The 25,144-nt window shown below is 49.2% G+C and carries 25 protein-coding genes; 11 read left to right on the forward strand and 14 right to left on the reverse strand.

Features of this window, described 5'->3' with window-relative positions; translation table 11 throughout:
• Window positions 1-830: 830 nt before the first annotated feature.
• Both B156_RS0113170 and B156_RS0113180 read right to left on the reverse strand, forming a co-directional pair.
• The gene (locus tag B156_RS0113170; protein ID WP_018620193.1) at window positions 831-1,709 is read right to left on the reverse strand and encodes a diacylglycerol/lipid kinase family protein; all 879 of its coding nucleotides are present in this window, start codon (window positions 1,707-1,709) and stop codon (window positions 831-833) included.
• A gap of 214 nt (window positions 1,710-1,923) precedes the next feature.
• Complete coding sequence (locus B156_RS0113180; protein ID WP_018620195.1) at window positions 1,924-2,661, reverse strand: beta-ketoacyl-ACP reductase; 738 nt, start codon at window positions 2,659-2,661, stop codon at window positions 1,924-1,926.
• Between the two features lie 110 nt (window positions 2,662-2,771).
• On the opposite strand from B156_RS0113180, the gene B156_RS0113185 reads away from it, so the two are divergent.
• Complete coding sequence (locus tag B156_RS0113185) at window positions 2,772-3,230, forward strand: YybH family protein (RefSeq protein ID WP_018620196.1); 459 nt, start codon at window positions 2,772-2,774, stop codon at window positions 3,228-3,230.
• A gap of 139 nt (window positions 3,231-3,369) precedes the next feature.
• On the opposite strand, the gene B156_RS0113190 is transcribed toward B156_RS0113185, so the two are convergent.
• Window positions 3,370-4,512, reverse strand: coding sequence for an acetamidase/formamidase family protein (locus B156_RS0113190; protein ID WP_018620197.1), 1,143 nt, complete (start codon window positions 4,510-4,512; stop codon window positions 3,370-3,372).
• 48 nt (window positions 4,513-4,560) lie between these two features.
• Window positions 4,561-6,126: a S10 family peptidase gene (locus B156_RS0113195; RefSeq protein WP_018620198.1), complete on the reverse strand. Its 1,566-nt coding sequence runs from the start codon at window positions 6,124-6,126 to the stop codon at window positions 4,561-4,563.
• Between the two features lie 262 nt (window positions 6,127-6,388).
• Between B156_RS0113195 and B156_RS0113200 the strand changes: the two genes are divergently transcribed.
• Window positions 6,389-7,504, forward strand: coding sequence for a mechanosensitive ion channel family protein (locus B156_RS0113200; protein WP_018620199.1), 1,116 nt, complete (start codon window positions 6,389-6,391; stop codon window positions 7,502-7,504).
• Between the two features lies 1 nt (window position 7,505).
• Here B156_RS0113200 and glpK read toward each other — a convergent pair whose 3' ends face one another.
• Entirely contained in the window at window positions 7,506-9,020 is a 1,515-nt protein-coding gene (glpK, locus tag B156_RS0113205; protein ID WP_018620200.1) for a glycerol kinase GlpK, read from the reverse strand.
• A gap of 87 nt (window positions 9,021-9,107) precedes the next feature.
• Here glpK and B156_RS0113210 point away from each other — a divergent pair, with 87 nt between their 5' ends.
• Window positions 9,108-10,451 carry a D-arabinono-1,4-lactone oxidase gene (locus tag B156_RS0113210; RefSeq protein WP_026260807.1) on the forward strand — a complete coding sequence of 448 codons (1,344 nt, stop codon included), beginning with the start codon at window positions 9,108-9,110 and terminating at the stop codon, window positions 10,449-10,451.
• 102 nt (window positions 10,452-10,553) lie between these two features.
• Here B156_RS0113210 and B156_RS0113215 read toward each other — a convergent pair whose 3' ends face one another.
• The 3 genes from B156_RS0113215 to B156_RS0113230 all read right to left on the reverse strand — a co-directional run bounded on the left by B156_RS0113215 (window position 10,554) and on the right by B156_RS0113230 (window position 12,760).
• A complete protein-coding gene (locus tag B156_RS0113215; protein ID WP_018620203.1) occupies window positions 10,554-11,078 on the reverse strand; it encodes a GNAT family N-acetyltransferase in 525 nt (174 codons plus the stop codon).
• A gap of 150 nt (window positions 11,079-11,228) precedes the next feature.
• A complete protein-coding gene (locus B156_RS31405; protein ID WP_018620204.1) occupies window positions 11,229-11,384 on the reverse strand; it encodes a hypothetical protein in 156 nt (51 codons plus the stop codon).
• Window positions 11,385-12,034: 650 nt separating this feature from the next.
• A complete protein-coding gene (locus tag B156_RS0113230; RefSeq protein WP_018620206.1) occupies window positions 12,035-12,760 on the reverse strand; it encodes an MIP/aquaporin family protein in 726 nt (241 codons plus the stop codon).
• Window positions 12,761-12,957: 197 nt separating this feature from the next.
• Between B156_RS0113230 and B156_RS0113235 the strand changes: the two genes are divergently transcribed.
• The 3 genes from B156_RS0113235 to B156_RS0113245 all read left to right on the forward strand — a co-directional run bounded on the left by B156_RS0113235 (window position 12,958) and on the right by B156_RS0113245 (window position 15,280).
• Window positions 12,958-13,929, forward strand: coding sequence for a zinc-dependent alcohol dehydrogenase family protein (locus B156_RS0113235; RefSeq protein ID WP_018620207.1), 972 nt, complete (start codon window positions 12,958-12,960; stop codon window positions 13,927-13,929).
• A 171-nt stretch (window positions 13,930-14,100) separates the two neighbouring features.
• Entirely contained in the window at window positions 14,101-14,811 is a 711-nt protein-coding gene (locus B156_RS0113240) for a MotA/TolQ/ExbB proton channel family protein (RefSeq protein ID WP_018620208.1), read from the forward strand.
• Window positions 14,812-14,887: 76 nt separating this feature from the next.
• Window positions 14,888-15,280, forward strand: coding sequence for an ExbD/TolR family protein (locus B156_RS0113245; protein ID WP_018620209.1), 393 nt, complete (start codon window positions 14,888-14,890; stop codon window positions 15,278-15,280).
• Window positions 15,281-15,481: 201 nt separating this feature from the next.
• Here B156_RS0113245 and B156_RS0113250 read toward each other — a convergent pair whose 3' ends face one another.
• Window positions 15,482-16,195, reverse strand: a complete 714-nt coding sequence (locus tag B156_RS0113250) for a hypothetical protein (RefSeq protein WP_018620210.1) — start codon at window positions 16,193-16,195, stop codon at window positions 15,482-15,484.
• Between the two features lie 166 nt (window positions 16,196-16,361).
• Here B156_RS0113250 and B156_RS0113255 point away from each other — a divergent pair, with 166 nt between their 5' ends.
• Both B156_RS0113255 and B156_RS0113260 read left to right on the forward strand, forming a co-directional pair.
• Window positions 16,362-17,945, forward strand: a complete 1,584-nt coding sequence (locus tag B156_RS0113255) for an FAD-dependent oxidoreductase (RefSeq protein ID WP_018620211.1) — start codon at window positions 16,362-16,364, stop codon at window positions 17,943-17,945.
• A 55-nt stretch (window positions 17,946-18,000) separates the two neighbouring features.
• A complete protein-coding gene (locus B156_RS0113260; protein WP_018620212.1) occupies window positions 18,001-18,822 on the forward strand; it encodes a 3'-5' exonuclease in 822 nt (273 codons plus the stop codon).
• Window positions 18,823-18,910: 88 nt separating this feature from the next.
• Here B156_RS0113260 and B156_RS29170 read toward each other — a convergent pair whose 3' ends face one another.
• Window positions 18,911-19,582 carry a Rossmann-fold NAD(P)-binding domain-containing protein gene (locus B156_RS29170; protein ID WP_018620213.1) on the reverse strand — a complete coding sequence of 224 codons (672 nt, stop codon included), beginning with the start codon at window positions 19,580-19,582 and terminating at the stop codon, window positions 18,911-18,913.
• Window positions 19,583-19,854: 272 nt separating this feature from the next.
• Here B156_RS29170 and B156_RS0113270 point away from each other — a divergent pair, with 272 nt between their 5' ends.
• A complete protein-coding gene (locus B156_RS0113270; protein ID WP_018620214.1) occupies window positions 19,855-20,523 on the forward strand; it encodes a hypothetical protein in 669 nt (222 codons plus the stop codon).
• A gap of 427 nt (window positions 20,524-20,950) precedes the next feature.
• Here B156_RS0113270 and B156_RS31410 read toward each other — a convergent pair whose 3' ends face one another.
• From B156_RS31410 to B156_RS0113290, 4 genes are all read right to left on the reverse strand, one after another.
• Window positions 20,951-21,115, reverse strand: a complete 165-nt coding sequence (locus B156_RS31410) for a hypothetical protein (RefSeq protein WP_018620215.1) — start codon at window positions 21,113-21,115, stop codon at window positions 20,951-20,953.
• Window positions 21,116-21,208: 93 nt separating this feature from the next.
• Window positions 21,209-22,144: an IS1595 family transposase gene (locus tag B156_RS0113280; protein ID WP_018620216.1), complete on the reverse strand. Its 936-nt coding sequence runs from the start codon at window positions 22,142-22,144 to the stop codon at window positions 21,209-21,211.
• Between the two features lie 160 nt (window positions 22,145-22,304).
• The gene (locus B156_RS0113285) at window positions 22,305-22,649 is read right to left on the reverse strand and encodes an NAD-dependent epimerase/dehydratase family protein (RefSeq protein WP_018620217.1); all 345 of its coding nucleotides are present in this window, start codon (window positions 22,647-22,649) and stop codon (window positions 22,305-22,307) included.
• A 116-nt stretch (window positions 22,650-22,765) separates the two neighbouring features.
• Entirely contained in the window at window positions 22,766-23,332 is a 567-nt protein-coding gene (locus tag B156_RS0113290) for a Crp/Fnr family transcriptional regulator (RefSeq protein ID WP_018620218.1), read from the reverse strand.
• A gap of 95 nt (window positions 23,333-23,427) precedes the next feature.
• Here B156_RS0113290 and B156_RS0113295 point away from each other — a divergent pair, with 95 nt between their 5' ends.
• Both B156_RS0113295 and nuoK read left to right on the forward strand, forming a co-directional pair.
• Window positions 23,428-24,390 carry an amidohydrolase family protein gene (locus B156_RS0113295; protein WP_018620219.1) on the forward strand — a complete coding sequence of 321 codons (963 nt, stop codon included), beginning with the start codon at window positions 23,428-23,430 and terminating at the stop codon, window positions 24,388-24,390.
• Window positions 24,391-24,798: 408 nt separating this feature from the next.
• Window positions 24,799-25,143, forward strand: coding sequence for an NADH-quinone oxidoreductase subunit NuoK (gene nuoK, locus B156_RS0113300; RefSeq protein ID WP_018620220.1), 345 nt, complete (start codon window positions 24,799-24,801; stop codon window positions 25,141-25,143).
• The last annotated feature ends 1 nt before the right edge of the window (window position 25,144 follow it).

Below are 25,144 nucleotides of genomic sequence, written 5' to 3' on the forward strand. Positions count from 1 at the left end.
TTTGTAAGTATTCAAAAGGTGAAAATTGTTAATTAAAAATATACATATTATACTATCGTTGTATCAGATAACGAATCTATCATTATAGATTGACATAAAATTTGCTCAAATAACTTATTGATTTTTGTGATTTATTCGGCTGGTACGAAACGTCCTAACGAAGTTTTTCTTCATTCTTATGTTACTACTATCTGTGAAAAGTTAACTGAAAAAAATTATCCACCAAACTGGAAAAAATTAGAAAAAATTTTTCTGTTTATTTAACGGTATTTATTAATGCTAAATTAGGATAATAAAATGTATTCTTTTTACTGTAAAAAGTAACCAAACAGGAGGATTCCAAAAAGTATGCCTAATTGTAGCTTACTAATGATCAGGCTACATAACTTATATTTTTTTCAAGGCTCATCCAGCTTTGCAGATAAAGAGCGGGTAACCATGACCGGTATGCAATGGTATAATCCTGGATTTAAGCGTCAAATAACTGTACTAATAAAATATCAAAGGAGTCATCTTTTCATTTTAGTGAACAAGTATATAAAAAGCGATTACTGGGTGGGTAGCGAATTAGTCTTGATCGATATTCGTCAGACAGCTCAAAGGGCTTTTGATGTGCCGTTTTTGCAAAAGCCCGGCCCTCACGACTGCTGGATACTGACCCTGAGGAGGGCGTTAATAACGGGAGCCTTTTCTGTTGGGTAGTTCGCAACGTGTTTATGCCTTGAGCAGACGTAATCAGTTCCGGGCAGTTTTGTAGGATTATACCTCCAGCCCCAAAGTAGTAGCCAAACAGGCCGGGGGCTGGTAAGACTAGCAGAGAAACCTACTTTTTATAAAAGCACCAGTAAGCTCCCCGGAAGTATCCGCACATCGGCCCGGCCGGAGGATAACGTGAGTGGCTCGCCGTCGGCATGGATAAGCAGCGGCTCGTTGGTTTGCACGGTTGCTTTCATGATGGCATGCCCTTGCCAGTAGGGAGATTGATTCAGGGTTTTATTGAACAGTCGCCAGGTAATCATCCCGGCTGCCTGTGCCGGGAATGGTCTGATTTCGCACTGCTCCAGTTTACCATCGGCAATATTAGCCTGAGGAGCCATCCAGGCGTTGTTGCCAAACTGCCCGGCATTAGCGAAAGTGAGGGAGAATAGTTGTCTCCGTTCACCATCGAGGGTAAATACGGGCGGCTCGTAAGCCCAGAAGGCCCGAAAAGCAGCACGGATATAGGTTGGCAGACCACGCACAGGCTCCCTGGCAAACGCATGGGCCACAAACGCTTCGAAACCCAGTCCGGCAGTGCAGAAGAAGGGGTGCCCGCTTATTTCACCACTGTCGATAACAACAGGTCGCCCCGACAGGGCACATTCGATGGCTTTGAGGGGGTTTAGTGAAATACCCAGATGGCGGGCCAGCCCATTGCCTGAGCCAATGGGAACAATACCCAACGCCGTAGCCGACCGTCGTAGAGCCTGCGCCGTTTCGTTGATGGTTCCATCGCCCCCAATGGCCAGTACGCGGCTCACGCCCTGCTCAACGGCCCTCGCTGCTAATTCGGTAGCGTGGCCGGGGTGGGTGGTCATTACCACATCGGGCGAGAAATCAAGCGCATTGGCCCGGCGCACGAACGCATCCTGAAGCAGTTTTTTTTGCTCGACAGACGTAGTGCCGGAAAGCGGGTTGATGATGGCCAGAACAGCCGAACGGGTAGCCACTTAGGAAAAGAAAATAAATAACAGCAGAATAAAAACAACAATAAAGACGTAGTACCAGCCATCCGAAAAGATGTAGGGCTTGTACTCATTATAAAATTTCTGAATCTTGTTCATAAGGCACCGCCTACGATGAATGCTCCCGTAAAGGTACGCACGGTTCGGCCGTTTATGGTTTACGGCCTATAGTTCATGGTTTTGTCAACCGCCATGTGCCCTATAACGCCTGACCACCATTCACTGATAAAACGTGTCCGTTCACGAACGACGCTTCGTCAGAAGCCAGAAACAGATACGCATGGGCAATGTCTTCCGGCTGACCGATGCGCCGGGCGGGTATAGTGGCAATGGCGTGATTACGAACTTCGTCGGGCATCGCATCGGTCATGGCTGTTTGAATAAAGCCGGGTGCTACGGCGTTGGCCGTAATGCCTTTGGGCCCCAGTTCCTTAGCCCACGAACGGACCATGCCAATAATCCCGGCTTTAGCCGCAGCATAGTTAGTCTGCCCAAAGGCGCCGTGTACCCCATTGATGGACGATGTACAGATAATACGTCCTTGTTTCTGCGCCACCATGTAGGGAGCAATGATTTTTGTGCAGTTGAATACCCCGGTCAAATTGACATCGATAACCTGTTGCCATTCCTCGAAAGACATTTTTAGCAGGCTTTTGTCGCGGGTGATGCCTGCGTTATTGATTAAAATGTCAATTCGTCCGTAGCGGTCGTGTACAGCTTGCGCCGTGGTTTCGATGGTTGCCACATCGGTGGTACTTACGGGGTTGAACTCGCACCGGAACCCCTGCTCCCGCAACTGCTGTGCGGTGGTTTCCCCTTCGGCCAGTACATCCCAGATGATGACTATAGCACCTTCCCGACAAAAGACTTCGGCGGCTTTCTGGCCAATTCCACGGGCAGCTCCGGTAATAATTGCCACTTTATCAGCTAATCGCATAGTTATTCAGGCTATCAAATTTTGTTGGCGACAAACGTCGGTAAACCAGAAACGCATACCATCCGTTCAACTACCGAAGGATTCACTTAGTTTAGTAAAAAAAGTTGGCTATGAACTATCTCCTTACAGCTTTACTACTCGTTTCAATCTGTCTGCCAGGGGTAGGGCAGCGGACCATTGAAGCAGAAAAAGCACAAACAGCCAAAGAGCGACGCGCTATCCTGCAAATCCTCGAACGCCAGACCACCGACTGGAATGCCGGACGGGTAGACCGGTTTATGAACGGGTACTGGCCCTCGGATTCACTGACTTTTGTGGGGAAGGTAGGTATCACCTATGGCTATCAGGCTACCCTGGCCAACTACAAAAAACGCTACCCCGACCGGGCTTCGATGGGAACGCTGAAATTCGACATTCTGGAACTGGATTTACTGACGCCCAACACGGCCTACGTTATTGGCCGGTATCATTTGACCCGCCCCCAAGTCGGGGATGCCGAGGGGTATTTTACCCTACTTTGGCGAAAAATGAAAAACCGTTGGGTTATTGTCAGTGACCATTCGAGTTAGGGTAGCCATGGACTTAGAGCACTTTCCTGTACTGAAAAAGAATTTGTCATTTCAACCGTAGGGACAAACCCCAACATCACTTATTAGTCAGGCAAGCGATTTCTCCCTGCGGTCGAGATGACAGATTAATTGTATTCGCCTACGTCCAGTAATTGAACTTTTTCTTCGTGAAAATCGACTTCGGAATCATGGCATGAACGCCTAATGTCTGGTCAACGACCTGACTAACCTCAAAATCGACGCCTGTGCTGGCAATGGACAGGGCTTCATTAAATGTAAAGCCCAGTTCATCACTGATGAAGGTGACCGCTTCCGAAAGAGCATTTTTCATCGCTTTGTTCAGGTCTTTGTCCAGGCCGATGGCAATGAAATGAGTGGGCGTTTCGGCTCGGCACTGTTTGAGGGTTTTCCCTTTGTGAACAATGAACTTTGCCGTGAGGGTTAAGGCTGTTTCGATGGCTACGCCACTTACCTCGCCATTACCCTGCGCCCCGTGGCCATCCCCGGCCGTGAATAACCCACCCGGAACCGATACCGGCAGGTACAGCGTAGACCCTTTGGTCAGATGTTTGATGTCCAGATTACCGCCAAAAAAATTAGGTGGGATAGAGCTTTGATGGCCCATATCGGCAGGTGGTGATAGCGCCATAACGCCCATAAACGGCTTGAGGGGAATGTCGACACCCGCCACGCAGGAAGCCGTCATGCGCCTGGTATCATACCGGTACACAAACGTTTCGCGGGTGGTGACCGCATCGGGAATGCCGCCCCCACCGGGCCACACACTGTTCACCCCAAAGCTGGCCGGGAAGCTCAGGTCGAGTATCCGAATCTCCAGGGTATCGCCTGGTTGGGCACCATCGATGTAGACTGGACCCGTCAGCATATGACCACGAATGCCCGATGGTTCGGGCTTCACGTTTTTCAGGATGGCAATTACTTCCTGGGCGTGCTGATCGATGGGTAAGTTATTTTTGGTGTAAAATTCGTCGGGGTTGGTGCGGCTAACGCCCGATGGGTTGACCGTTTGAATCTCGATGATATCTCCATCTTTAGCTGTATAAACGGGTGGGACATCGGCCCCAAAATAGCCCCAAACCATATTTTCGGGGAGTGAACGCACGACGTGGTCCGGTTTAACCCGTGCCGGCTCTTTTTCGGGTTCGGTAGTTGCCGAACGGGGGCCCCCGGCCGACGCATTGGTCATCAGACTATTGACTGAGAGTAAGATCAGTCCCTTTTTGGTAGACTGGCGAAGGAAATTTCGTCGGGAATTTTTCATCAGGTTGTTAATGTCGGTGATTATGGGTAAGACCCTGGGAAAGGCTCCTTACCGGCTTCCTGAATACTTGGCCGGTTCGCTGTTTTTGGGCGTGCTTTTTTTGATAAATGTCCGCAGGCGCTCGTTGCTGGTGGCCAAATCCTCTTTGCGGAGGTACATCATATGGCCGCTCCGGTAGCCTTCCCATTCCATACGGTCTTTGAGTTTGCCGCTGGCATCCATCTGCCACATGTTGTATTTGGCATTGAAATAATCGCAGGCACCATCGTAATAGCCCGACTGAACCAGCAGATGCAGATACGGATTTTGCGCCATTGCCTGACGCAGGTTTTCGCCCGTGTGGTTGTTGGTATTATCCCAGGGGCGTACCGGCCCGAACATGTAGTATTTCAGGTCCGTTTTGTAGTTTAGTTCTTCGCGCATAAACAGGTTGATAGCGGGCGTGAACGAGTGCAGCCAGGAAGTCAGTTCCGAATTATAATCCGGGGCAATACCAGCGTCTTTACTATCCATACCCAAATAGCGCGAGTCCAGCCGGCCTACCGTCTGGCTTTTGTCGCGGAGGAGTTCTTTCCAGAAAAAATTGGTGGGTACGTCCAGGTTTTGCTGCATCACGGCCGTTTCGGTCAACCCCGAATACCGGGCTACTTTTTTAGCAATTTCGGCGCGTTTCTGGTCGCTCAATGAGCCACCAAGTGCCAGCGCAGGCAGGTACTCCTGAATGGTGAAATTTTCCACTTCGGGCAGTACATCGGTCAGGTCTTTTTTCTGTAAATCAGCCGGTAGCGCTTTATGAAACCAGGCCGTAGCCGCAAAATACGGTAGTTTAAGCGCCCCTTGGGCCGGTCCGTCGCGGTCGATTCCGAGGTCGGTGGGAGAAACCAGAATAACGCCGTTCAGGTACATCCAGTGGCTGTTTTGCAGTTCCAGCGCCAGGCCCGATACCCGCGTGGTACCGTAACTTTCACCAATCAGGTACTTCGGTGAAGCCCAGCGGTTATACCGGCTAACGAACGTGTTGATCCAGTCGGCCAGGTATTTGATGTCGGCGTTGACACCAAAGAACAGTTTGGCTGCGGGTACATCCTTGTTCACTGGCCGCGAAAAACCAGTATTGACCGGGTCGACATACACAATGTCGGCTACGTCGAGAATGGAATGGGGATTGTCTTTAACGCCGTAGGGTTGAACGGGGTAGCCCTCATCATCTACCTTGAGGATGCGCGGCCCTGTATAGCCAATCATCATCCAGACGGAAGCCGTACCGGGGCCACCGTTGAACGAAATGACCAGCGGGCGGGCAGTGCGGTCGGTAATGTCGGAGCGTTCGAAATAAGTGAAAAACACACCGGCCACGGCTTTGCCCTCCTCATCCCAAACCGGGATGGTGCCGGCAGTGGCTTTATAGGGAACCCGCTGTCCTTTAATGGTCACCTGCCCGTTGGTTACCACCTGCGAATCGATGTCCAGACTTCGGGAATCTGGTGCCGGTTTATCCTCTTTGGGTGATTTGCCTTCTTTAGCCGGTTGTTTTTCGGCGTTAGCTGGCTTTTGTGCCAGTGTACTGGTGAGCGTGTAGCAACTGAATAGTAACAGAAGAAAAACTTGTTTCATACCTGTAAACCTGGATTGATGAGTGAACCAAAAATAACGCCTTGCCGGATTGCCCGCTTTCGACCGACTAAAGATAAGAAGAATAACAGCAGCGTATTTGGCGGGTGCAGGACAAGTTTGTCTTAGCCCGCATCGCAGTCTGGCTCCAACCAGGGGCTGACAGATAAGGGCGAAACTTATTATTTAAAGCGTATTCGCCGTTACCCGGTACGACACAGATTTAAAAGGCGGTAAAGCTTTCAGGTCTTCTTATTTTTGCACCATGCAACAACAATTAGATAGTTGGATACGGGCCGTTATCCGCTGGTTCGGCTATATTCCCAACCGCGACTTGTCAGGGTGGATATTGCTGCTTGCAGCCGTGTTGGCCGGTGTTGTGGTCGATGTCGTTATCACACAGATTATCCGGCTGGTGGGGCGTCAGCGGCCTTTTCAAACGCTGGCTTTGTTGAGGCAGTATGCCCGCTGGCCCTTCTGGCTTTTCATGCCCTCCCTGTTTTTTCTGCTGGCTACCAACGTGCAGTCTGAGCGTTTTTTGCGTCGGCATCCGGTAGCGGATAAAATGGCCGAAGTGCTGTTCATCGTTTGTACGACCTGGCTGGTTATTCAGTTGTTGAAAGTGGGCGAAAAGCGCCTGATTCTGCAATACGATACCAACGACGATGAAAAATTAAAGCAACGGAAATTTGTTACGCAGGTTCGTTTCTTTCGTCGAGTAGTTGCCATTACTATCCTTCTCATCGGGACTTCGCTGGTACTTATTTCGTTTCAGGGCAGCCGGAAACTAGGGCTCAGTGTATTAACCTCAGCCGGTGTCGTGTCGGTTGTAATTGGTTTTGCTGCCCAGAAAACGCTGGCCAATCTGCTGGCCGGTGTTCAGATTGCATTCAATCAGCAAATCCGGCTCAACGATGCGGTAGTGGTCGAGAAGGAGTGGGGCCGTGTGGAGGAAATCAACCTCACCAGCGTCATCGTGCGTATATGGGACCGGCGTCGGCTTATTTTGCCCATCACGTACTTCGTTGAAAAGCCATTCGAGAACTGGACCCGTTCGGATGCTTCCATCATAGGGTCCATCATTCTCTACCTGGATTATAACGTACCCGTCGATAAGCTGCGGGAAAAAGCGCGTAAGCTGGCCGAAGATGACCCCCTGTGGACTGGCGAAACCTTCTCCGTTCAGGTAATCGATACGCTGCCTACCTGCATTCAGGTGCGCATTCTGGTCTCGGCGCCTGATTCACCTTCGGCCTTCGATTTGCGGTGTCACATGCGGGAACAACTCATTGCTTTTATCCGGGACGAATACCCGCAGGGGCTGCCTCAGAGCCGACTTGTGCTGGCCTCAGAATTGATACCGAAAGAACCGGAAATCTAGTCTACTCTTCCCAACCGAATGACCGCTCGATGGCTTTCTGCCAGCCCCGCATCAGTTTCTGTCGCTGGTCATCGTCCATCGTTGGTTCATAGGTTTTGGCAACTCCCCAGTTCTGACGCAGGTCGTCAATGTTTTTCCAGTAGCCAACGGCAAGCCCGGCGGCATAAGCGGCACCCAGGGCGGTGGTTTCGGTCATACGCGGGCAAACAACCGGGCCGTCCAGCACATCGGACTGAAACTGCATCAACAGTGAGTTAACGACCATGCCGCCATCCACGCGTAATGATTTCAGCGACACATTAGCGTCCTGTTCCATCGCCCGCACGACATCAACTGTCTGGTAGGCAGTAGCTTCCAGCACGGCCCTGGCCAAGTGGCCTTTGGTAACAAAACGGGTCAATCCGGCAATAATACCCCGTGCATCGGCCTTCCAGTGGGGTGCGTATAAGCCCGAGAAAGCCGGGACAAAGTAGGCCCCGCCATTGTCTTCAACGGAGCGGGCAAGGCTTTCAATTTCTTTACTGTCTTTAATGAGACCGAGGTTGTCCCGCACCCATTGCACCAGCGCACCGGTGATGGCGATGCTACCTTCCAGCGCATAATGAACCGGCTCATTCTGAAACTGATAGGCTACGGTTGTCAATAAGCCACAGGTGGAAGGGCGGAGTTCAGTGCCCGTGTTCATGAGTAGAAAGCAGCCCGTGCCGTAGGTATTCTTCGCCTGACCCGGTTCAAAACACGTTTGGCCAACCAACGCGGCCTGCTGGTCGCCGAGGATGCCCGCAATGGGTACGCCGGGTAGTACTTCCGATGTTACGGTGCCATAAACCTCGCTGCTGGGCCGAATTTGGGGAAGCATAGCGCGTGGTACCGTAAAATCATTGAGCAATGAATCGTCCCAGTCAAGGGTGTGCAGGTTCATCAACTGCGTCCGGCTGGCGTTGGTCACGTCGGTCAGGTGTATGCCTCCATGCACACCACCCGTCAGGTTCCAGACCAGGAATGCATCCATGTTGCCAAAAAGCGCGTCGCCCTGCTCGGCATCGGCCCGAAGGCCTTTTACGTTGTCCAGCAGCCATTTTAGTTTTAATCCGCTGAAGTACGTGGCCAGTGGCAGGCCCGTCTGAGCACGAAACCGGTCCTGTCCTAAATTGGCTGGTTCACTTTCTTTTGAGAATTGCGCCACTAAATCGGCCGTTCGCATGTCCTGCCAAACGATGGCATTATAGTAGGGCTTGCCGGTTTTTCGGTTCCAGACAACGGCGGTTTCGCGTTGGTTTGTAATGCCAACCGCCACAATATCCTGAACCGGTATTTTTTTATTGATACGGGCCAGGGCAATTACTTCGAGCGTGTTACGCCAGATTTCTTCGCAGTCATGCTCTACCCAGCCGGGTTGTGGGTAAATTTGTTTATGTTCTTTCTGGGCTACGGAAACAATCTGTCCCCCGCGGTCAAAAACAATACATCGGGTGCTGGTGGTACCCTGGTCAATGGCGGCTACATACGTGGGCATATCCTGTTTGTAAGAATCGGTTAAAAGGTTTTTTCGTGTGTAATATTGTCAAATTATCCAATTAGTTTAGCGAAAAACCCTATGGTCATGAAAAAAAGAACGTTCCTCAAACTATCATCTTCTTTATTAACTGCTCCCCTCATGGCACCATTGGTTAGCTGGGTAACGGCTGAAAAACTTAAAAACTGGGCTGGTAATTACGAATACAGCACCGATAAACTATATAAAGCCGACTCTATTCAGCAGGTGCAGGCCTTTGTCAGGAAGCAGAACAAACTAAAGGTGCTGGGTACCCGCCACTGTTTCAACAGCATTGCCGACAGCAAGGATACCTTCATTTCCCTGGAAGGAATGGACGAGGTCCTTTCGCTGGATACAAAGGCGAAAACCGTCACCGTCGATGGGCGAATGAAATATGGTCAGTTGGCACCTTATCTCGACAAAAAAGGGTTTGCACTGCATAATCTGGCCTCATTACCCCACATTTCGGTGGCCGGGGCCTGTGCTACGGCTACGCATGGGTCGGGCGTGAAAAATGGTAACCTCGCAACGGCCGTATCGGGTATGGAACTCATGACGGCTACCGGTGAAACGCGCACCCTGTCCCGCGCCAAAGATGGCGATGCCTTCAATGCGGCTGTGGTGCACCTGGGTGCGCTGGGGGTAGTGACAAAGGTGACGCTGGATATACAGCCGACATTCATGATGCGGCAGTACGTGTATGAGAACTTGCCGACGGAGCAGCTTAAAGACCACTTCGAGGCCATTATGTCGGCTGGTTATAGCGTGAGTCTGTTTACCGACTGGCAAAAACACCGTATCAACGAAGTCTGGATAAAAGAGAAGGTTGGGAATGGTAAAGCAACAACGGCAAAGTCGGATTTCTTTGGGGCTAAACTCGCCACTAAAAACCTTCATCCTATAGCGGAGCTTTCCGCCGTGAACTGCACCGAACAGATGGGTGTTCCCGGTCCCTGGTACGAGCGGATGCCCCATTTCCGCATGGGTTTTACGCCCAGCAGTGGCAAGGAGTTACAGTCCGAGTATTTTGTACCCCGCAAAAACGCGGTGGAAGCCATTCTGGCCGTTGAGCGACTCCACAACCAGATTAGTCCGCACCTGATGATTACGGAGTTGCGCACCATCGATGCGGATAACCTGTGGATGAGTATGGCCTACAAACAACCCAGTCTGGCGATTCACTTTACCTGGAAACAGGATTGGGCGTCGGTTCGGAAAGTGTTGCCGATGATTGAACGAGAATTGGAACCGTTCAGTCCCCGGCCCCACTGGGGTAAGCTATTTACGCTGGCCCCCGCGCAGTTGCAGTCCCGCTACGAGAAAATGGCGGCCTTTAAGCAACTGGTCAAAGAGTACGACCCGCAGGGGAAATTCCGCAACGCGTTTCTGGAAACGAATTTGTATAGCTGAGAAATAGTCTGTTGGTTAGTTAGTGATTTTCCCGTTAGTACTGATTAATCATTGATCAAAACGTTTCCTTAACATATAGGCGCACTTATACAATAGAATCGACTAAGGGCTTTTGATATAGGCATACAAGGCTTGATCTACCACTTGACCATCCTTAATTGCGCTCCGTCGCATTATTCCTTCACATTGATACCCTGCTTTTTCAAGTACTTTAATTGAGGCCAGGTTACCAAGGAAAGGCACGGCATAAAGTCGAGTTAGCTCAAATTCATTAAAGGCGTAGTGAGTGAAAGCTTTTAAGGCAACGGTAAGTATGCCTCGACCCCAGTAGGGTTGCGCTAACCAATAGCCCACTTCGGCGGAGCAACGCTCAATGTCTTCATGGAGCACTAAACCTATACCGCCTACTGCTTCACCGGAGACTGTAATAGCAAAGCTGGTTTCAGGGACAACCCCAACTACAGAGACAATCCATTGCTGAGCATCGGCCTGGGTGTAAGGATATGGGAAACGATCTCGTAGATTAAGCCAAATAGCTCTGTTGTTGGCATGTTGAGGAAGTGTCAATTCGTCGCCCTGTTGCCAGGAACGGATGATACAAAGATCACAGTCAATGGATATAGACATACCGATTATTTTCAGTTCGTATAAAAATAAGATAGTGCCTTTCTTTTAGAGTAGCTGGAATCTCAAATTTTACTCTCAACATAAGCGGAGTTATTCAACACCTCTTGAAAAAAGCCAACAGTATATCACTGTTGGCTTTTTTGTACTTTTTTACTCATCACTCTCATCCTGGGTTTTTGCTTTTGCTGCCTGTTCCTGATCGTTTTCTAAAGCTTCCTCGGCTTCTGTTTGCTCCTTTGAAAGTTCACGGAACAGATCTTTCTGCTCCTCTCGCAATGTTTTTTCCTGTCCGTCATTGTCAGTCATAGCTATAAAATTTTCGGGTACAATTGAATAAATTAAAACAAATCCATGCACTTACACAGCAAGTTGAACCGTAAAATACAAAAGTGCAGGTAGTAGCATCCGTTGGTAGCACCTGCACTTTTCCAATACCTGTTGAATAACTAAACTTATATAAAGGGAATAAAGGTAGATTTTGCCCTTAAAAGGACCCATGATACATTCTCACTTTCATCATATCTTACTTGAATACAAAAAAAGTAATAAGGACAATGACTAGAATAAAAATTGACCCAATCTGACGTTGCTTGACCTCTTCAGCCGACTCATGTTTAGGTACGAAATGATAAATCAACGCCCAAACTACAGCTACTACTAAGATAACATATCTAACCCAATCGAAGGAAGGGGGCAGGTTAGTCGTCATTATTGATAGAACAGCTATTCCCCAAAATACCATTTTAGAAACCCGTCTATCTTGAACCAGTCGAAAGAGCAGTTTCATATGCTTAGATGCTTCAAAACTGTTGAACAAGTGAACATTACGTGAAGCTGAGCTTAATTTAGTGAAAAATTTAAATTTATCCCTGTTCGAGAGTGTTCAGCCTAGTGAATACTATGCCGTGGTGTTATCAGAATTCAGCAGTAAGAATTTGACGTCTTTAACCGCTTCGCTACAGCGCGAACCACCGAATGAGCAAACCGCCAACTATAGCACCCACTATGGGACCTGCCACTGGTACCCAGGAATAATTCCAGTCCGAAGAACCTTTGCCCGGTATGGGTAACAATGCATGAGCCAGTCTGGGACTAAAATCGCGGGCCGGACTCATGGCGTAGCCCGTGGTGCCGCCAAGCGACAAGCCGATGCTCCAGATTAAAATACCGACTAAGTAAGGCCCGACACCAATGGCCAGTTCGCCGAGGTGTTTGGACGAAATACCCGCCAGACCCAAAATCAGCATGAGCGTAGCCATCATTTCGCTCACAAAATTATCGCCTTTGCTCCGGATAGCCGGGCCCGTGGCAAAACAGGCCAGTTTATCGAATGGATCAGGGGTTGCAGCCCAGTGGGGCCGGTATAGAATCCAGACGAGCGTAGCGCCCAGGAAACCGCCAATCATCTGAGCGGTAATGTACGGTACAAGATTACTGTAATCATTGGTAGCTACGGCAAAAGCTACCGTAACCGCGGGATTCAGATGGGCATCCACGCTGCCAAAGGATTTGGCAATAAATACGCCCATCGTAACGGCGAAGGCCCAGCCAGTAGTAATTACAATCCAGCCAGACGAGTTTCCCTTGGTTTGTTTTAAAACAACATTGGCCACAACGCCATTACCCAATAATAAGAGCACCATTGTGCCAATTAATTCACCCACAAAAGGAGAAGTCTGCATAGTACGTGTGAGGTCTGAAAGTCGTCAGTTGAATTTACTGCTGAAGGCTTTGCCACCTGTTAATAGGAGTTTAGGAATAGTTTCTGCGAATTAAGTCATATTTTTGGCCGTATTCCAACAGTAACCAGTGAATTTTAATAGCGTGTAGTTGGACGCTCTTTTAATTCCGTGCTGTACTCATTTTTCTCACAGACGTTATGAAAAGCATAATTTTTGATAAGCCCGGTAAACCAGCCGATATTCTCAAGAACACCGATGTTCCCCTGCCCGAACCCGGCCCGGGTGAGGTCAGGATAAAGGTTATTGCAGCACCCATCAACCCCTCCGACATCATGTTCGTGCAGAACCTGTATGGTATTCGGCCCCAGTTGCCGTCGGGCGCGGGTTTTGAGGGAGTAGGCGTTATCGATGCAGTAGGAGAGGGAGTACCACTTGGTATAGGCACACGGGTTAGTTTTACGGGTGTTGGCACCTGGGCCGAATACGCCATTGCGCACCACCGCAGCCTGATTCCCGTTCCCGACGCCATGTCGGACGATATAGCGGCTCAGTTATTTGTGAATCCGTTTACAGCTTACGCTATGGTGCAGGACGCCAATGTGCCGGAAGGGGGCTGGCTGATGATTACGGCAGCCGGGTCGGCGTTTGGTAAAATGGTGATTCAACTGTGTACCATGCGGGGCATCAACACCATTGGTACCGTTCGGCGAGATGACCTGAATAACGATCTGAAAGCACTTGGCCTGACCGAAATTGTCAACGTAGAAACGGAAAATCTGGCGGCTCGTGTCAAACAGATTACGGATGGGGTTGGGGTTTCCTGCGTGCTGGATGCCGTGGGTGGTCAAACTGCTACCGAAGCCCTGACGTGCTTGGCAAAAGGGGGAACCATGCTTATTTACGGTCTGCTGAGTTTGCAGGACCCACAAATCAATGCGGGACTGCTGATATTCCGGGAGTTGACCATTAAAGGGTTCTGGCTGACCGACTGGATGCGCCGGGTTGATACTAATACCCGGCAGGACGTAGCCAAAAACGTTATCGGTCTGCTGGCATCGGGCAAATTTCAGTTGCCCGTAGAAGCTTCCTATTCACTCGACCAGATTGCCGAAGCCGTCGAACACGCCGACCGGCCCGGTCGCTGGGGTAAAATTCTGGTCAAACCATAAAGCGGAAGCAATTCCGTAGGGACAGGTTGTTGCGTTTGATAGGAAAAGTACGCTCCGCTTATCAGGATAAAATGCGCTTGCGTATCTTTGAAACAATATCCATTGAAACCAGCACGTTTGTTCCTTTAACAGTCATTGGTCTAACCTTTTCCATTTACCCGACTCGTTCGTATGCTCTTGCTCCAGGTTCCGGCTATTGATACCACGGCCGCATCGATGACCGCCAGTGCGGCCGCTCAACCCCAAACGTTACAGCTATTTGATCTGGTCGCCAAAGGTGGCTGGGTAATGGTCCCCATCGCTTTTTTGTTCTTTGCTGCGCTTTACCTCATGTTTGAACGATACTTTGTTATTCGCTCCCAAACAAAGGCGGATGCCAATTTCATCGACAATATTCGGGATATGGTGGCGCAGGGTAACATCAAATCGGCCGAATCGTTCGCCAAAAATCAGCGTACGGCTATGGGACGCGTATTTGAGAAAGCCATTGGCCGGATTGGGTCGCCCATTCGGGAAATTGAAAGCACCATCGAAACCGTTGGGCAAATTGAACTCTCGCGGCTGGAGCGTAACATGGGCTACCTGGGTATCATTGCCGGTATCGCACCGATGATGGGCTTTATCGGTACCATTTCGGGTATCATCCGTATCTTCTACGACATCTCGCTGACCGACAATATCAGTGTGGGTATTATTGCCGGGGGGTTGTACGAAAAAATGATTACGTCGGGGGCCGGTCTTATTGTGGGGGTTATTGCCTATACCTGCTATCACCTGCTGAATATGATGATCGAGCGGTTTACGCTCGCGCTCGAAGTGAATGCCTTTGAGTTCATCGAAGTACTTCAGAAACCAACCACCGAACCCGCCAGGATGCGGTAAAAACCAGTTTGAGGTTTGTCGTTTACTAAAGTAATGGTACCAACAAACGACAAACCTCAAACGTCAAAATGGCCTTATGAAACTTCGCCGAAAAACCAAGTTTGCTGCCGAAGTGGCGACCTCCTCGCTGAACGACATCATGTTCTTTCTGCTGTTGTTCTTCCTGATTATCTCCACGGTAGCCAATCCAAACGTTATCAAGTTGTTACTGCCTAAAGCTGCTGCCACTCAGCAGTTGAGCAAAAAGCAGGTAACGCTCTCCGTCGATGAAAAGAAGCAGTATTTCATCGACAAAAGACCGGTAGACCCGGTTAACCTCGAAAACGAACTGAAAACCATGATGGCCGGTATTGCCGAACCAACCGTTGTAGTTCGCTTCGACAAAACACTGACCGTTCAGGACCTGGTCGATGTATTGCAAACGGGCGCCAAACTGAATATTAAAATGGTGATGGCCACCTCCAAATAAACGTACCCAATACCGGTTATACGGTGTAGAAGGGCTAAAAAGCAGTCGGCGTTTAGAACGCCGACTGCTTTTTTATGTTTCGTATCTTGTTAATCACAATTAACAGGGGTTGATACCTAATACCTACACTTCTGTGCCCCCGTACAAGTGGAGACGTAAATCCGGTCGTTGCGTGAGAACTCAGCTGGATAATTTACTGAACTAGTTTGGCGTGTACGTTAGCTGAAGTACCACCGCCTGGGCGCCGTTTTTGTTCGCTCGCTGCCAGCCAATGGCCAGGGGAACGTGCTTACCCAGGTAAACTTCCATGCCCAATACCAACTGGCCAAAATCGTGTGGACCGGATATCCAATCGCCCAGCAGGTGCAACTTCTGGTAAAAAATTCCGGCGTCGAAACCCGTTTGAAATCCGGCACTGGGTCCGTCCCCTAAGTAACGGGCATTGGCAACGTAACTTCCCGCCGAGAATTTATAGTGGTCATCCGCCGAAGAAGCCGCCACATTGCCGTACGCAAACCCTACCCACTGTGGTTGTCGGTGGGTAAGCACGTTCAGCCCACTCTGCATCCCAATGGCCAGCCCGACATGGTCGGTGATGCTGAATGCTTTCTGTGCGTTTAGCATCACCAATGGGCTAAACGCTTTTTCGGTGGTGGAGTCATTTGCTACGATTCGGTGTTCACCCGGTTGGAAATCAAGGTTATATACATTGAATCCTATCTCCCATTCCCGTCCCAGACCATAGTTCACGGTGGTCGATGATCGTATCGATTCCGAAATATTGACCTGTTGCTGAACGGCAACATTGTGCTTGTCAAGAATGTCGGATGAAGGTACATTGAAATAGGTTTGCTGCGAAAAGGCGACCTGACTGAAGCAGAGCCAACCAAGTAATAAGGTATAAATTCGTTTCATGTTGGTTGTAGTAGTATAGGTACCTACAACTGGACAAGCCCGATTAAGTTATTGACCCGGTCAGTACACCCTTGTTTGAAAACGAGTAAGGTTGGTAGCTGGAAGCCGAAGGGGTACTCAAATCAAAATAGTGCACTTCGCAGTTATACCAGAAATCCAACGCGTAATGATAGCCGATTATACCGAAGTACCCGTTTGCCACGTCGATGACCTGGCCGATGGAGAAATGAAAGAAGTTAGCGTGGGCGATACTGATGTACTGCTGGTCCGCGCCGACGGTCAGTTTTATGCCCTCCATCCGCACTGCGCTCACTATCATGCTCCTTTGGCAAAAGGTCTACTGAATGGGTACCGACTCGTTTGTCCCTGGCATAATACCTGTTTTGATGTTCGTAACGGGCAACGGCTGGAAGCGCCCGCATTGAGCGGGCTACCCACCCATGAAGTGCGCATTGAGGATAACCAGGTATTTGTACGACTTACTACGGCCCAGGAAACTCAGGACAATCCCATGTCTTCGCCGGACGAGGCTAGTGAGGAAACGTACGTCATTGTAGGAGGTGGTGGTGCCGGGGCTTTTGCGGCCGAAGCCATGCGGGAAGGTGGATTTACGGGGAAAATCCTGATGCTGACATCCAGCAGTCAGGTGCCTTACGATCGGCCAAATTGCTCCAAAGAGTACTTACAGGATGAAGCACCGGACGAATGGATGCCGCTCCGCTCCGAAGAATTCTATAAAAACTACGGAATCGAGGTGCGCACCGGTCAAAAGGTAACGCAACTTGACCCGGCTAAAAAAAGCATTGAATTAGCATCTGGCGAGACGATTACGTACGATAAAGTACTGCTGTGCTCAGGAGGCAAACCGAACACACTGCCCGGAATGGATTCTGAGTTGGAGGGCGTCTATCCGCTCCGAAGTTTACACGATAGCAGCACCCTGCGCGAGCTGGGCAAACAGGGGAAACGCGTAGTCATTATTGGCAGCTCGTTCATTGGGCTGGAAGGGGCCATGAGTCTCCGAAAATTAGGTGCCACCGTAACGGTGGTGGGCATGGAAGCGGTTCCGTTTGCGAAAATACTGGGCGAAAAAATTGGCCGGGTTGTGCAGAAATGGCACGAAGCGGAGGGTATTCAGTTCCACCTCGGTCGTAAAGTTGACCATCTGGAAGGCGATGGGGCCGTCAGTGCTGTTGTACTCGACAATGGCGAGCGGCTCCCCGCCGATTTTGTGTTGCTGGGCCTGGGCGTCAAACCCCGTACCAACTTCCTGACGGATGTTCCGCTGGAGAAGGACGGGGGCATTAAAACGGATGAATACCTGCGCGTGACCGATGACCTCTATGCAGCTGGTGATATTGTTCATTACCCCGTGGCAGATGGCTACCAACGGATTGAACACTGGAAGGTGGCCGGGCAGCAGGGGTATGTGGTGGGTATGAACATGGCTAAACCAGGAGAAATGCCTTATCGGGAGGTGCCCTTTTTCTGGACAAACCAGCAGGGTAACCGGATTAATTACATTGGCCAGGCCACGCAGGTTGATGATATTGTCTATGATGGCGACCCCTCAACCGATGATTCATTTCTGGCCTTCTACGTGCAGGCGAATGAGATAAAAGCCGTAGCTGGTCTGAAACGCGACCAGGATATCATTGCCATCCGTGAGTTGATGCAGGCAGACCGTATGCCGTCAGTAGAAACGGTACGGAAAGGGGTTGAGTGGGTTAGTGCGTTGAAAAAGGGCTGATTCCTGCAAAACGTTTTTACCTTTGCAACCTGACCGTATAAAACCCGGTTTGGTTATGACGCATCAACTTATACTCAAAAAGCCACTCGCTTTTTTCGACCTCGAAACCACGGGCATCAACGTTGCCAAAGACCGTATTATCGATATATGCGTCATAAAAGCTCTGCCTGATGGCGACGTCATCCGTAAAACACAGCGCGTAAATCCGGGGATGCCCATCCCGCTGGAGTCGAGTATGATTCATGGCATTTACGACGACGATGTGGTAGATGCTCCGCCGTTCAAATCAGTGGCCCGAACGCTGGCCCAGTTTATGGATGGCTGCGATTTGGCTGGTTTTAACTGTAATCGGTTTGATGTGCCTTTATTGGTCGAGGAGTTCTTGCGGGCCAATGTGGATTTCGACATGAAAAATCGCCGACTGGTGGACGCCCAGCGAATTTTTCACCTTATGGAACCGCGAAACCTGTCGGCTGCCTACAAGTTTTACTGTAGTAAAGAGTTAGTCGGTGCGCACGGTGCCGAAGCGGATACTATTGCCAGTCTGGAGGTGCTAAACGCCCAGGTACAGCGCTACATGGGTATGGTGGCAAAAGCCGATAACGGGCAGGAAGTCATCATCGACAATGATATGGACATACTCCATAGCCTGACTGCCAACGCCAATGTCGACCTCGCCGGGCGCATTATCCTGAACGCCAAAGGCGAGGAAGTCTTCAATTTCGGTAAGCACAAAGGCCTCTCTGTACTGGAAGTGTTGAAGAAAGAGCCTTCGTTTTACGACTGGATGCTGAAAGGAGATTTCCCCCTCGATACCAAACGCCGACTGACCGAAATAAAGCTCCGGACGTTTATCCAGAGCAATGGGAAACGTTGACAAAGCCTTTCCATTACTCCGCACGAAGAGCCAAAAACTTATGTTGCAAGGAATGCTGCCTGCGACGCAGGATAATCAATGGAGATAACTAAGGGATTAGCTGTTCTGCCCGAAGTTGCTCAAACAAGTCGAAGAAAGACTCGTCTGTTCGCTGAAAGACCGAAAAGCCAAGCTTACGGCTCTTTGACATATCCGTCATCACTTCAATAGGGCGACCCAGATCCAAATCTGTATGCCAGGCTGAGGCCAGCCTGTCCAGAGTCGGTTCTCTCAGGTTGTAAAGCCGGGCAATGTCTTGCCAGAGTGGACCATCCTGGCTGATTTCTTCTTCGAGCGGATGCATGGTGCCATCATAGCCAATGGGTTCAATACCGAACCAGTCAGCCAGCTGTTTCCATAGCCAACTCCAGCGGAACGTATCCCCGTTCACGATGTTGAACGCTTCATTCCGGGCAGCCTCTGTATTTGATGCCCATAGCAAATGTTCGGCCAGCACCCTTGCATCTGTAACATCGGAAAGGCCATTCCATTGGGCCTGAGAACCCGGCCACCGAAATGGACGACCCGTTTCTTTGCAAATGGAAGCGTAAACGGCCAGGGTAGTACCCAGGTTCATCATATTGCCAACTGCTTTTCCAATAACCGTATGGGGGCGATGGATGCTCCAGGCAAAACCATCGCGAGCGGCTGCGGCATACACTTCATCCTCCTGAGCATAGTAGAAGTTTTCTGTTTTTAGACGCGGGTGTTCTTCCCGCACGGGCGTTTCCGGTAAAAAACCTTCCCTGGCATAATCCTCGAATGGTCCCAGATAATGTTTGGTAATGAATCACATAACTGACCCAAATATTAAGTAAACAAAATTTAACAGTTTATATACATTGCCTTTCGCCCCTTTGAGTGTTACTCATCGGGGTTTTTAATTTCTCACTTTTTAAGGGGGCTTAAAGGGCTAAATCTTGGCCTAATTTGGGGCTAAACGTTGTGGATATACTGATAATCAGCTTATATTTACAGCAAATTCTCACGGACATGATAGATAACCATTCAACCGCCCCCGCACCGCCGGGGCTGTCGGCAATTGAGCAAATCATTGCTGACCTCCAATTGAAAATTCAGAAAGAGCAAAAAAAGGCATCTGAATTACAGCAATTGCTTGACGAGTCTAATACAAGATGTAATAGACTGACTACGACAATTGAAAGCTTACAGGGAGAATATGGGCTTCTTTTACCAAACGAAGTATTGATCCCTGTTCCACCAAAAGACCCCCTATTAGTTCAAAGTGCGCCTTCCGTAGTGGCTCAAGAATCACTAAAGCCCCAAAGTCGATTAGATTATGGTAAAGTGTGGGCGAAGCCGAAAAATGTACCCTGGTTAAGCTTAATTGAAGACGCAATCATCGAGAGGGGTGAATTACTCAGCATCACAGAGATAATGCACTTCTTAAAAATGGATGAAGCAGCCAAAAAGAAGCATAATCAGACATTGAGTGGCACACTGGCATACTATCGCGGCACAGACGAGTTAGTTGGCATACCGCTTTACCGCGATACGAACAAAGGAAGGGCGTTTGCTTTCTTTCTAACGGGAGTTCCTTCGTTTTTTGAAGATTTAGAGCAGAAGCAATTAAAACCCGAATATGAAGCCAAACTCATAGAGAAAATAAGCAAATTCAACCTATATTTGTCAAAAGAGTAGTGCGTTAAAAATAGGAAACCCCTACCCAAGTTTCGACTTCTCACGGACGTTCTCGGGATAGGGGCCTATAGGGGGGTAACAAGTTGTGCGGCTCGGGCTTGACATCCATACCGCGTGGGAGCATGCCCCACTACCTCCACTAGTTTTACTATGTTCTTGTCTTTTTCAAGCGTCAACTTGATTAGACAAAATCGGCATACAGAGTTGACCTGAGCCGATGGTTTAACCTTAACCCCTTTGTTCCATGAAAACAAAAACGGTTAAGTGCACTATTATCGAGACGCACTGGGGCGTTTCGACTCGCAAGGTTCGCCGTGTTAAACGGCGGGTAACTCGCGAGGGTATCGGTAAGCCTACAAAGAGGTCTCGCCGTCCCCAACGTGATTGCCGCTAATTCCGGCAATCAAACCGGTGAGGGTTGCACCCCTTACCGGTTTTTTCGTTTATCTTTCAGGGTTTCCGCTTTCCCGTTTTCGCTACGAACAACTTTCTTCATTGTTCGCTCAAATTCATCAAACGTAATTTCCTCTACTTCTATTACTTCAATAACAGTACGCCTAGGCTTCTCTGTTTGCTTTCTATGCTTCTCCATTGTTACCGGATTGCATTTCCGATACAATAGTACATGCCAAAAATTGACTTTCCATAAGTGCATAGGGCTTTTTTTTAAGCCTGTACTAAGTGCCTAATCTTGCTGAGTTAGCACCTTATAGCTTAATCGGCCATCAAGATGCCCTACGGCTCGTTCAAAACGGTCTCCATCTGATATTTTACGCGAGTTGTAGCGATATTCAAATTCAGCTACATAGGCCCCTAGGTGCTTAACGCTAACCCAGTGATATATGCCTGTTACTCCCCGTTTAAACAGGCTCCAAAATCCCTCTAATGTATTGGTGTGTGCTTCGCCGGATTTGTACTGACCTTGACCGTGCCGTACTACGCCGTGTTGGTATAAGCGTTGCAATTGCATATACGCCTTAAATTCGTCGGTCATTATTTTTGACCCTACCGCAACGTGTTCTTCAATGATGGGTAATAATGTACTGGCAGACGTGGTTTCTACAGTCATAGCGACAATACGACCACCGCGCTGAACCATACCGAACACCGGAGCCTTTACTTTCGTACTACGGCCTTGTGTGCCCTCTGTGCGCTTAGACTTATGTTTGAAGCGTTCCTTGCCGCCTACGTACGTTTCGTCGGCTTCTACAACGCCCTCTAATGGAACGTCGAAGGTTCTGGTTTTCATGGCATGTTTCAGGCGGTGAAGCATAAACCACGCCGTACGTTGGGTTACGTCTAAATCTCGTCCTAACTGATGTGAGGAAATACCCTTTTTGTGCGCTGTAATGAGGTATGCTGCAATCAACCACTTTTTCAGAGGTACTTTGCTATCTTCAAAGATAGTCCCGATTCTAACCGTGTAGTGTTTGCGGCAAGTGGCACACTTGTAATCACCATTTGAAAAGGCGTACGACTTCTTTTTGTTGCCGCAATGAGGGCATACAGGTTGACCGTTCCACCGCAATTTTGCAATGTAGCGTTTACAGGAAAGTTCATCAGGAAAACGCTCGTTAAGGTTTTCGAGTGTTAACTTTGGTGTGGTTGATTTAGCGGCCATAATGCAACTGATTATAATACTAAAATACGGATTAATCGTCTGATTAACAAACGTTTAACCCGTATTAGTTGCCACTCAACACATTTATTTTACACCCGTAAAGAAACCATTATTCCATATTCGGTTACTTAATATTTGGGTCAGTTATGTGATTCATTACCTAATGTTTAAGCCCCGTAACAAGGGCCACATGCTGAACGGATTTTTTGGGCGACAGTACATTCAGCAGGTTACGAACCATCAGGCTGTTTACCCGGATGTTCTCCGCTTCGGTTTCATTACGCATCCAGCTTGTTATGAATACGTGCGTTGGAGAAACAGCTGCCAGCGTGCTTTCCAGCCCATCCCGATCCAAAAGATCCGCAGCAACAGGGTCCAGACCGGTTATATTGTTTTGGGGGTTTCTGGCCAGACCGAACGTGGGCCAACCTGTTGAGATTAACTTCCCGGCTACATTACTACCCGTAATGCCACTTGCTCCCACGACTAATGCGACTTTTTCCATTTTACTTTGATTAAACTAACGTTGATAAGCTGACTTCTTAAGGCGGTACAATGTTCGCTAACCTCTCAGGAGCAACAACGGATATAAGCCACAAAATAGCTGTGATGTAGGTCACACTAATGGGCGTACATCCGGCTTAAGGTTTCCCGGCTAATACCCAGGTACGAGGCTATTAATGTTTTAGGTACCCTTTGTGAAAGCGTTGGATATAATTGCACAAACTGATTGAACCGCTCTTCGGCTTTCTGGCTTATCAGCGATACGGTTCTTCTCTGCAAAGCAATGTACCCGGCGGTGGTCTTCTTCATGAAGAAGTAGTCCATCTTTTGTAAATCAGTACAAAGCTTCTCCCGGTTGTCGATGGAAATGAAAAAAACGTGTGTGTCTTCCAAACAATCAATGTTGAGGGGCGCGTTTACCCGATTGTGATAGGCCTGAGGATCAGAAATCCACCAGTCTTCCATAGCAAACTGTAAAATATGGGTTTTGCCAACGTCATCAATGTAAAATGACTTCAGCAGCCCTTTCGCTACAAAATGATCATTGGGTGCGGGATCACCCGCCTGAACCACGTACTGATGCTTCCTAAAAGTTCTAGCGGTAAAATGAGTTAGTACAAACAGAAACTCCTCATCGGTCAACGGTACAATTTTCTCTAGTTGATTTCGTAAAACGTCTTCCATGCCCGGCTTTGAAAAAATGCCTGACCTAAAAGTAATCCAGAAAAACTAAAAATTTTATTCATCCTACCTTTGATTCTTTACCTGACTTCCTGCCCATGAATCGAAGAGATTTTCTTGCCCTGGCCGCTGGTGCTTCCACCACGGCTGGGCTACCCTTATTGGGTTGCCATGAAGACACGGCTATCCCTATCATCGATACCCACATTCACTTATTCGACACGACTCGCCCCCAGGGGGTGCCCTGGCCCACCAAAAATGACGGTGTTCTTTACCAGCCCGCCCTCCCGAACCGCTATCGTCAGATTGCGGTGCCCCTCGGCATTACAGGCGCAATTGTTATAGAAGCCAGCCCCCTATCTAAAGATAACCAGTGGGTACTGGACATTGCTGCCCGGGATAAAATCATTGTTGGAACGGTGGGCAATCTTGAGCCGGGCAAGCCGGAGTTCCGTCGGCAACTCGAACGTTTCCAGCGCAATCCGTTGTTTCGCGGTATTCGTTACGGAAACCTTTGGGATCGTGATCTGGCCCGTCAGCTATCGAATCCCACGTTTGTATCGGACCTCAAATTTCTGGCCCAGGCGGGACTCGTGCTGGATACGGCGAATCCCAATCCCGCCCTCCTTGCTGCCATTGTGCGACTAACGGATCAAGTGCCGGAGTTACGGGTAGTTATCGATCATCTTCCCCAAATGACCATTCCGGAATCGGTTGCGGCCCGGAAAGTCTATGCCGCTCATTTGCGGGAGTTAGGCCAGCGGCCCCAGGTTTACGTAAAAATCTCGGAAGTGCTGCGCCGGGTGGAGGGTAACATTCCGACGGCGTTAAGTTTCTACCGGGCGCGGCTGGATGAACTGTTCGACAGGTTTGGTGAAGACAGGTTGCTGTATGGGAGTGACTGGCCTAACAGCGACCAATGGTTGCCTGTTGGGGCTGGGTTGAAACTGGTCAGCGACTACTTCACCGCTAAAGGTCGAACTGTGGCCGAAAAATATTTCTGGCAAAATTCAGTAGCTGCTTATCACTGGCAAAAGCGGAATGATTCACAACCCGGCTAGCAATAGGACGATGTGTATCATATAATACGTCTCTCCGGCAAGTAACAACCGTTTCGCGAACGGCTATATGCTTCATCTGGCCCTGATGACGACAATCCATCAGTAGAAATTCACGCACCACTCAACCCTATTCAGGTTATCTTTCAATGTAATGTGCATCGGGCACCTCAAATGGCCCGCTGTTGCAGGATGTTTTATCCCGGAAGTGCACTTTTTTAGTTGAGAAAACCTGCCGGGGTGACGCGTTGCCGGTTTGCCCGTTGTGTCCAGCGCCTGTCAACTGCCTGTACAGTTCCTGCTGTCGGTCAGCCCTTGTTTTGCAATTACTATGCATGGGGATGAAAAACACCTTTCGGCCAATTCCGAATAATCTTTACCTTTGCGACACTTTCTATTAACCGGCAAGCCATGCAACCTACGCAGGACGTCCTCATTCCGGAAGTCATTCAGCAAATACCGCTTACGTACTACCTGATTCTCAGTACCGCACTGTTCGTTATCGGCATCATTGGTGTACTGACCCGGCGCAACGCCATCATCATCTTTATGTCCATTGAGCTAATGCTCAATTCGGTCAATCTGTTACTTATCGCTTTTTCGTCCTACCGGTCTGATTCAGCCGGTCAGGTATTTGTCTTTTTCATCATGGCCGTTGCTGCCGCCGAAGTATCGGTTGGGCTGGCTATTATTGTGATGATTTACCGCAACACCCGCTCTATTGATGTGGGTTTGCTCAATAAGTTGAAATGGTAGA

Source organism: Spirosoma luteum DSM 19990 (assembly GCF_000374065.1).
GTDB lineage: Bacteria > Bacteroidota > Bacteroidia > Cytophagales > Spirosomataceae > Spirosoma > Spirosoma luteum.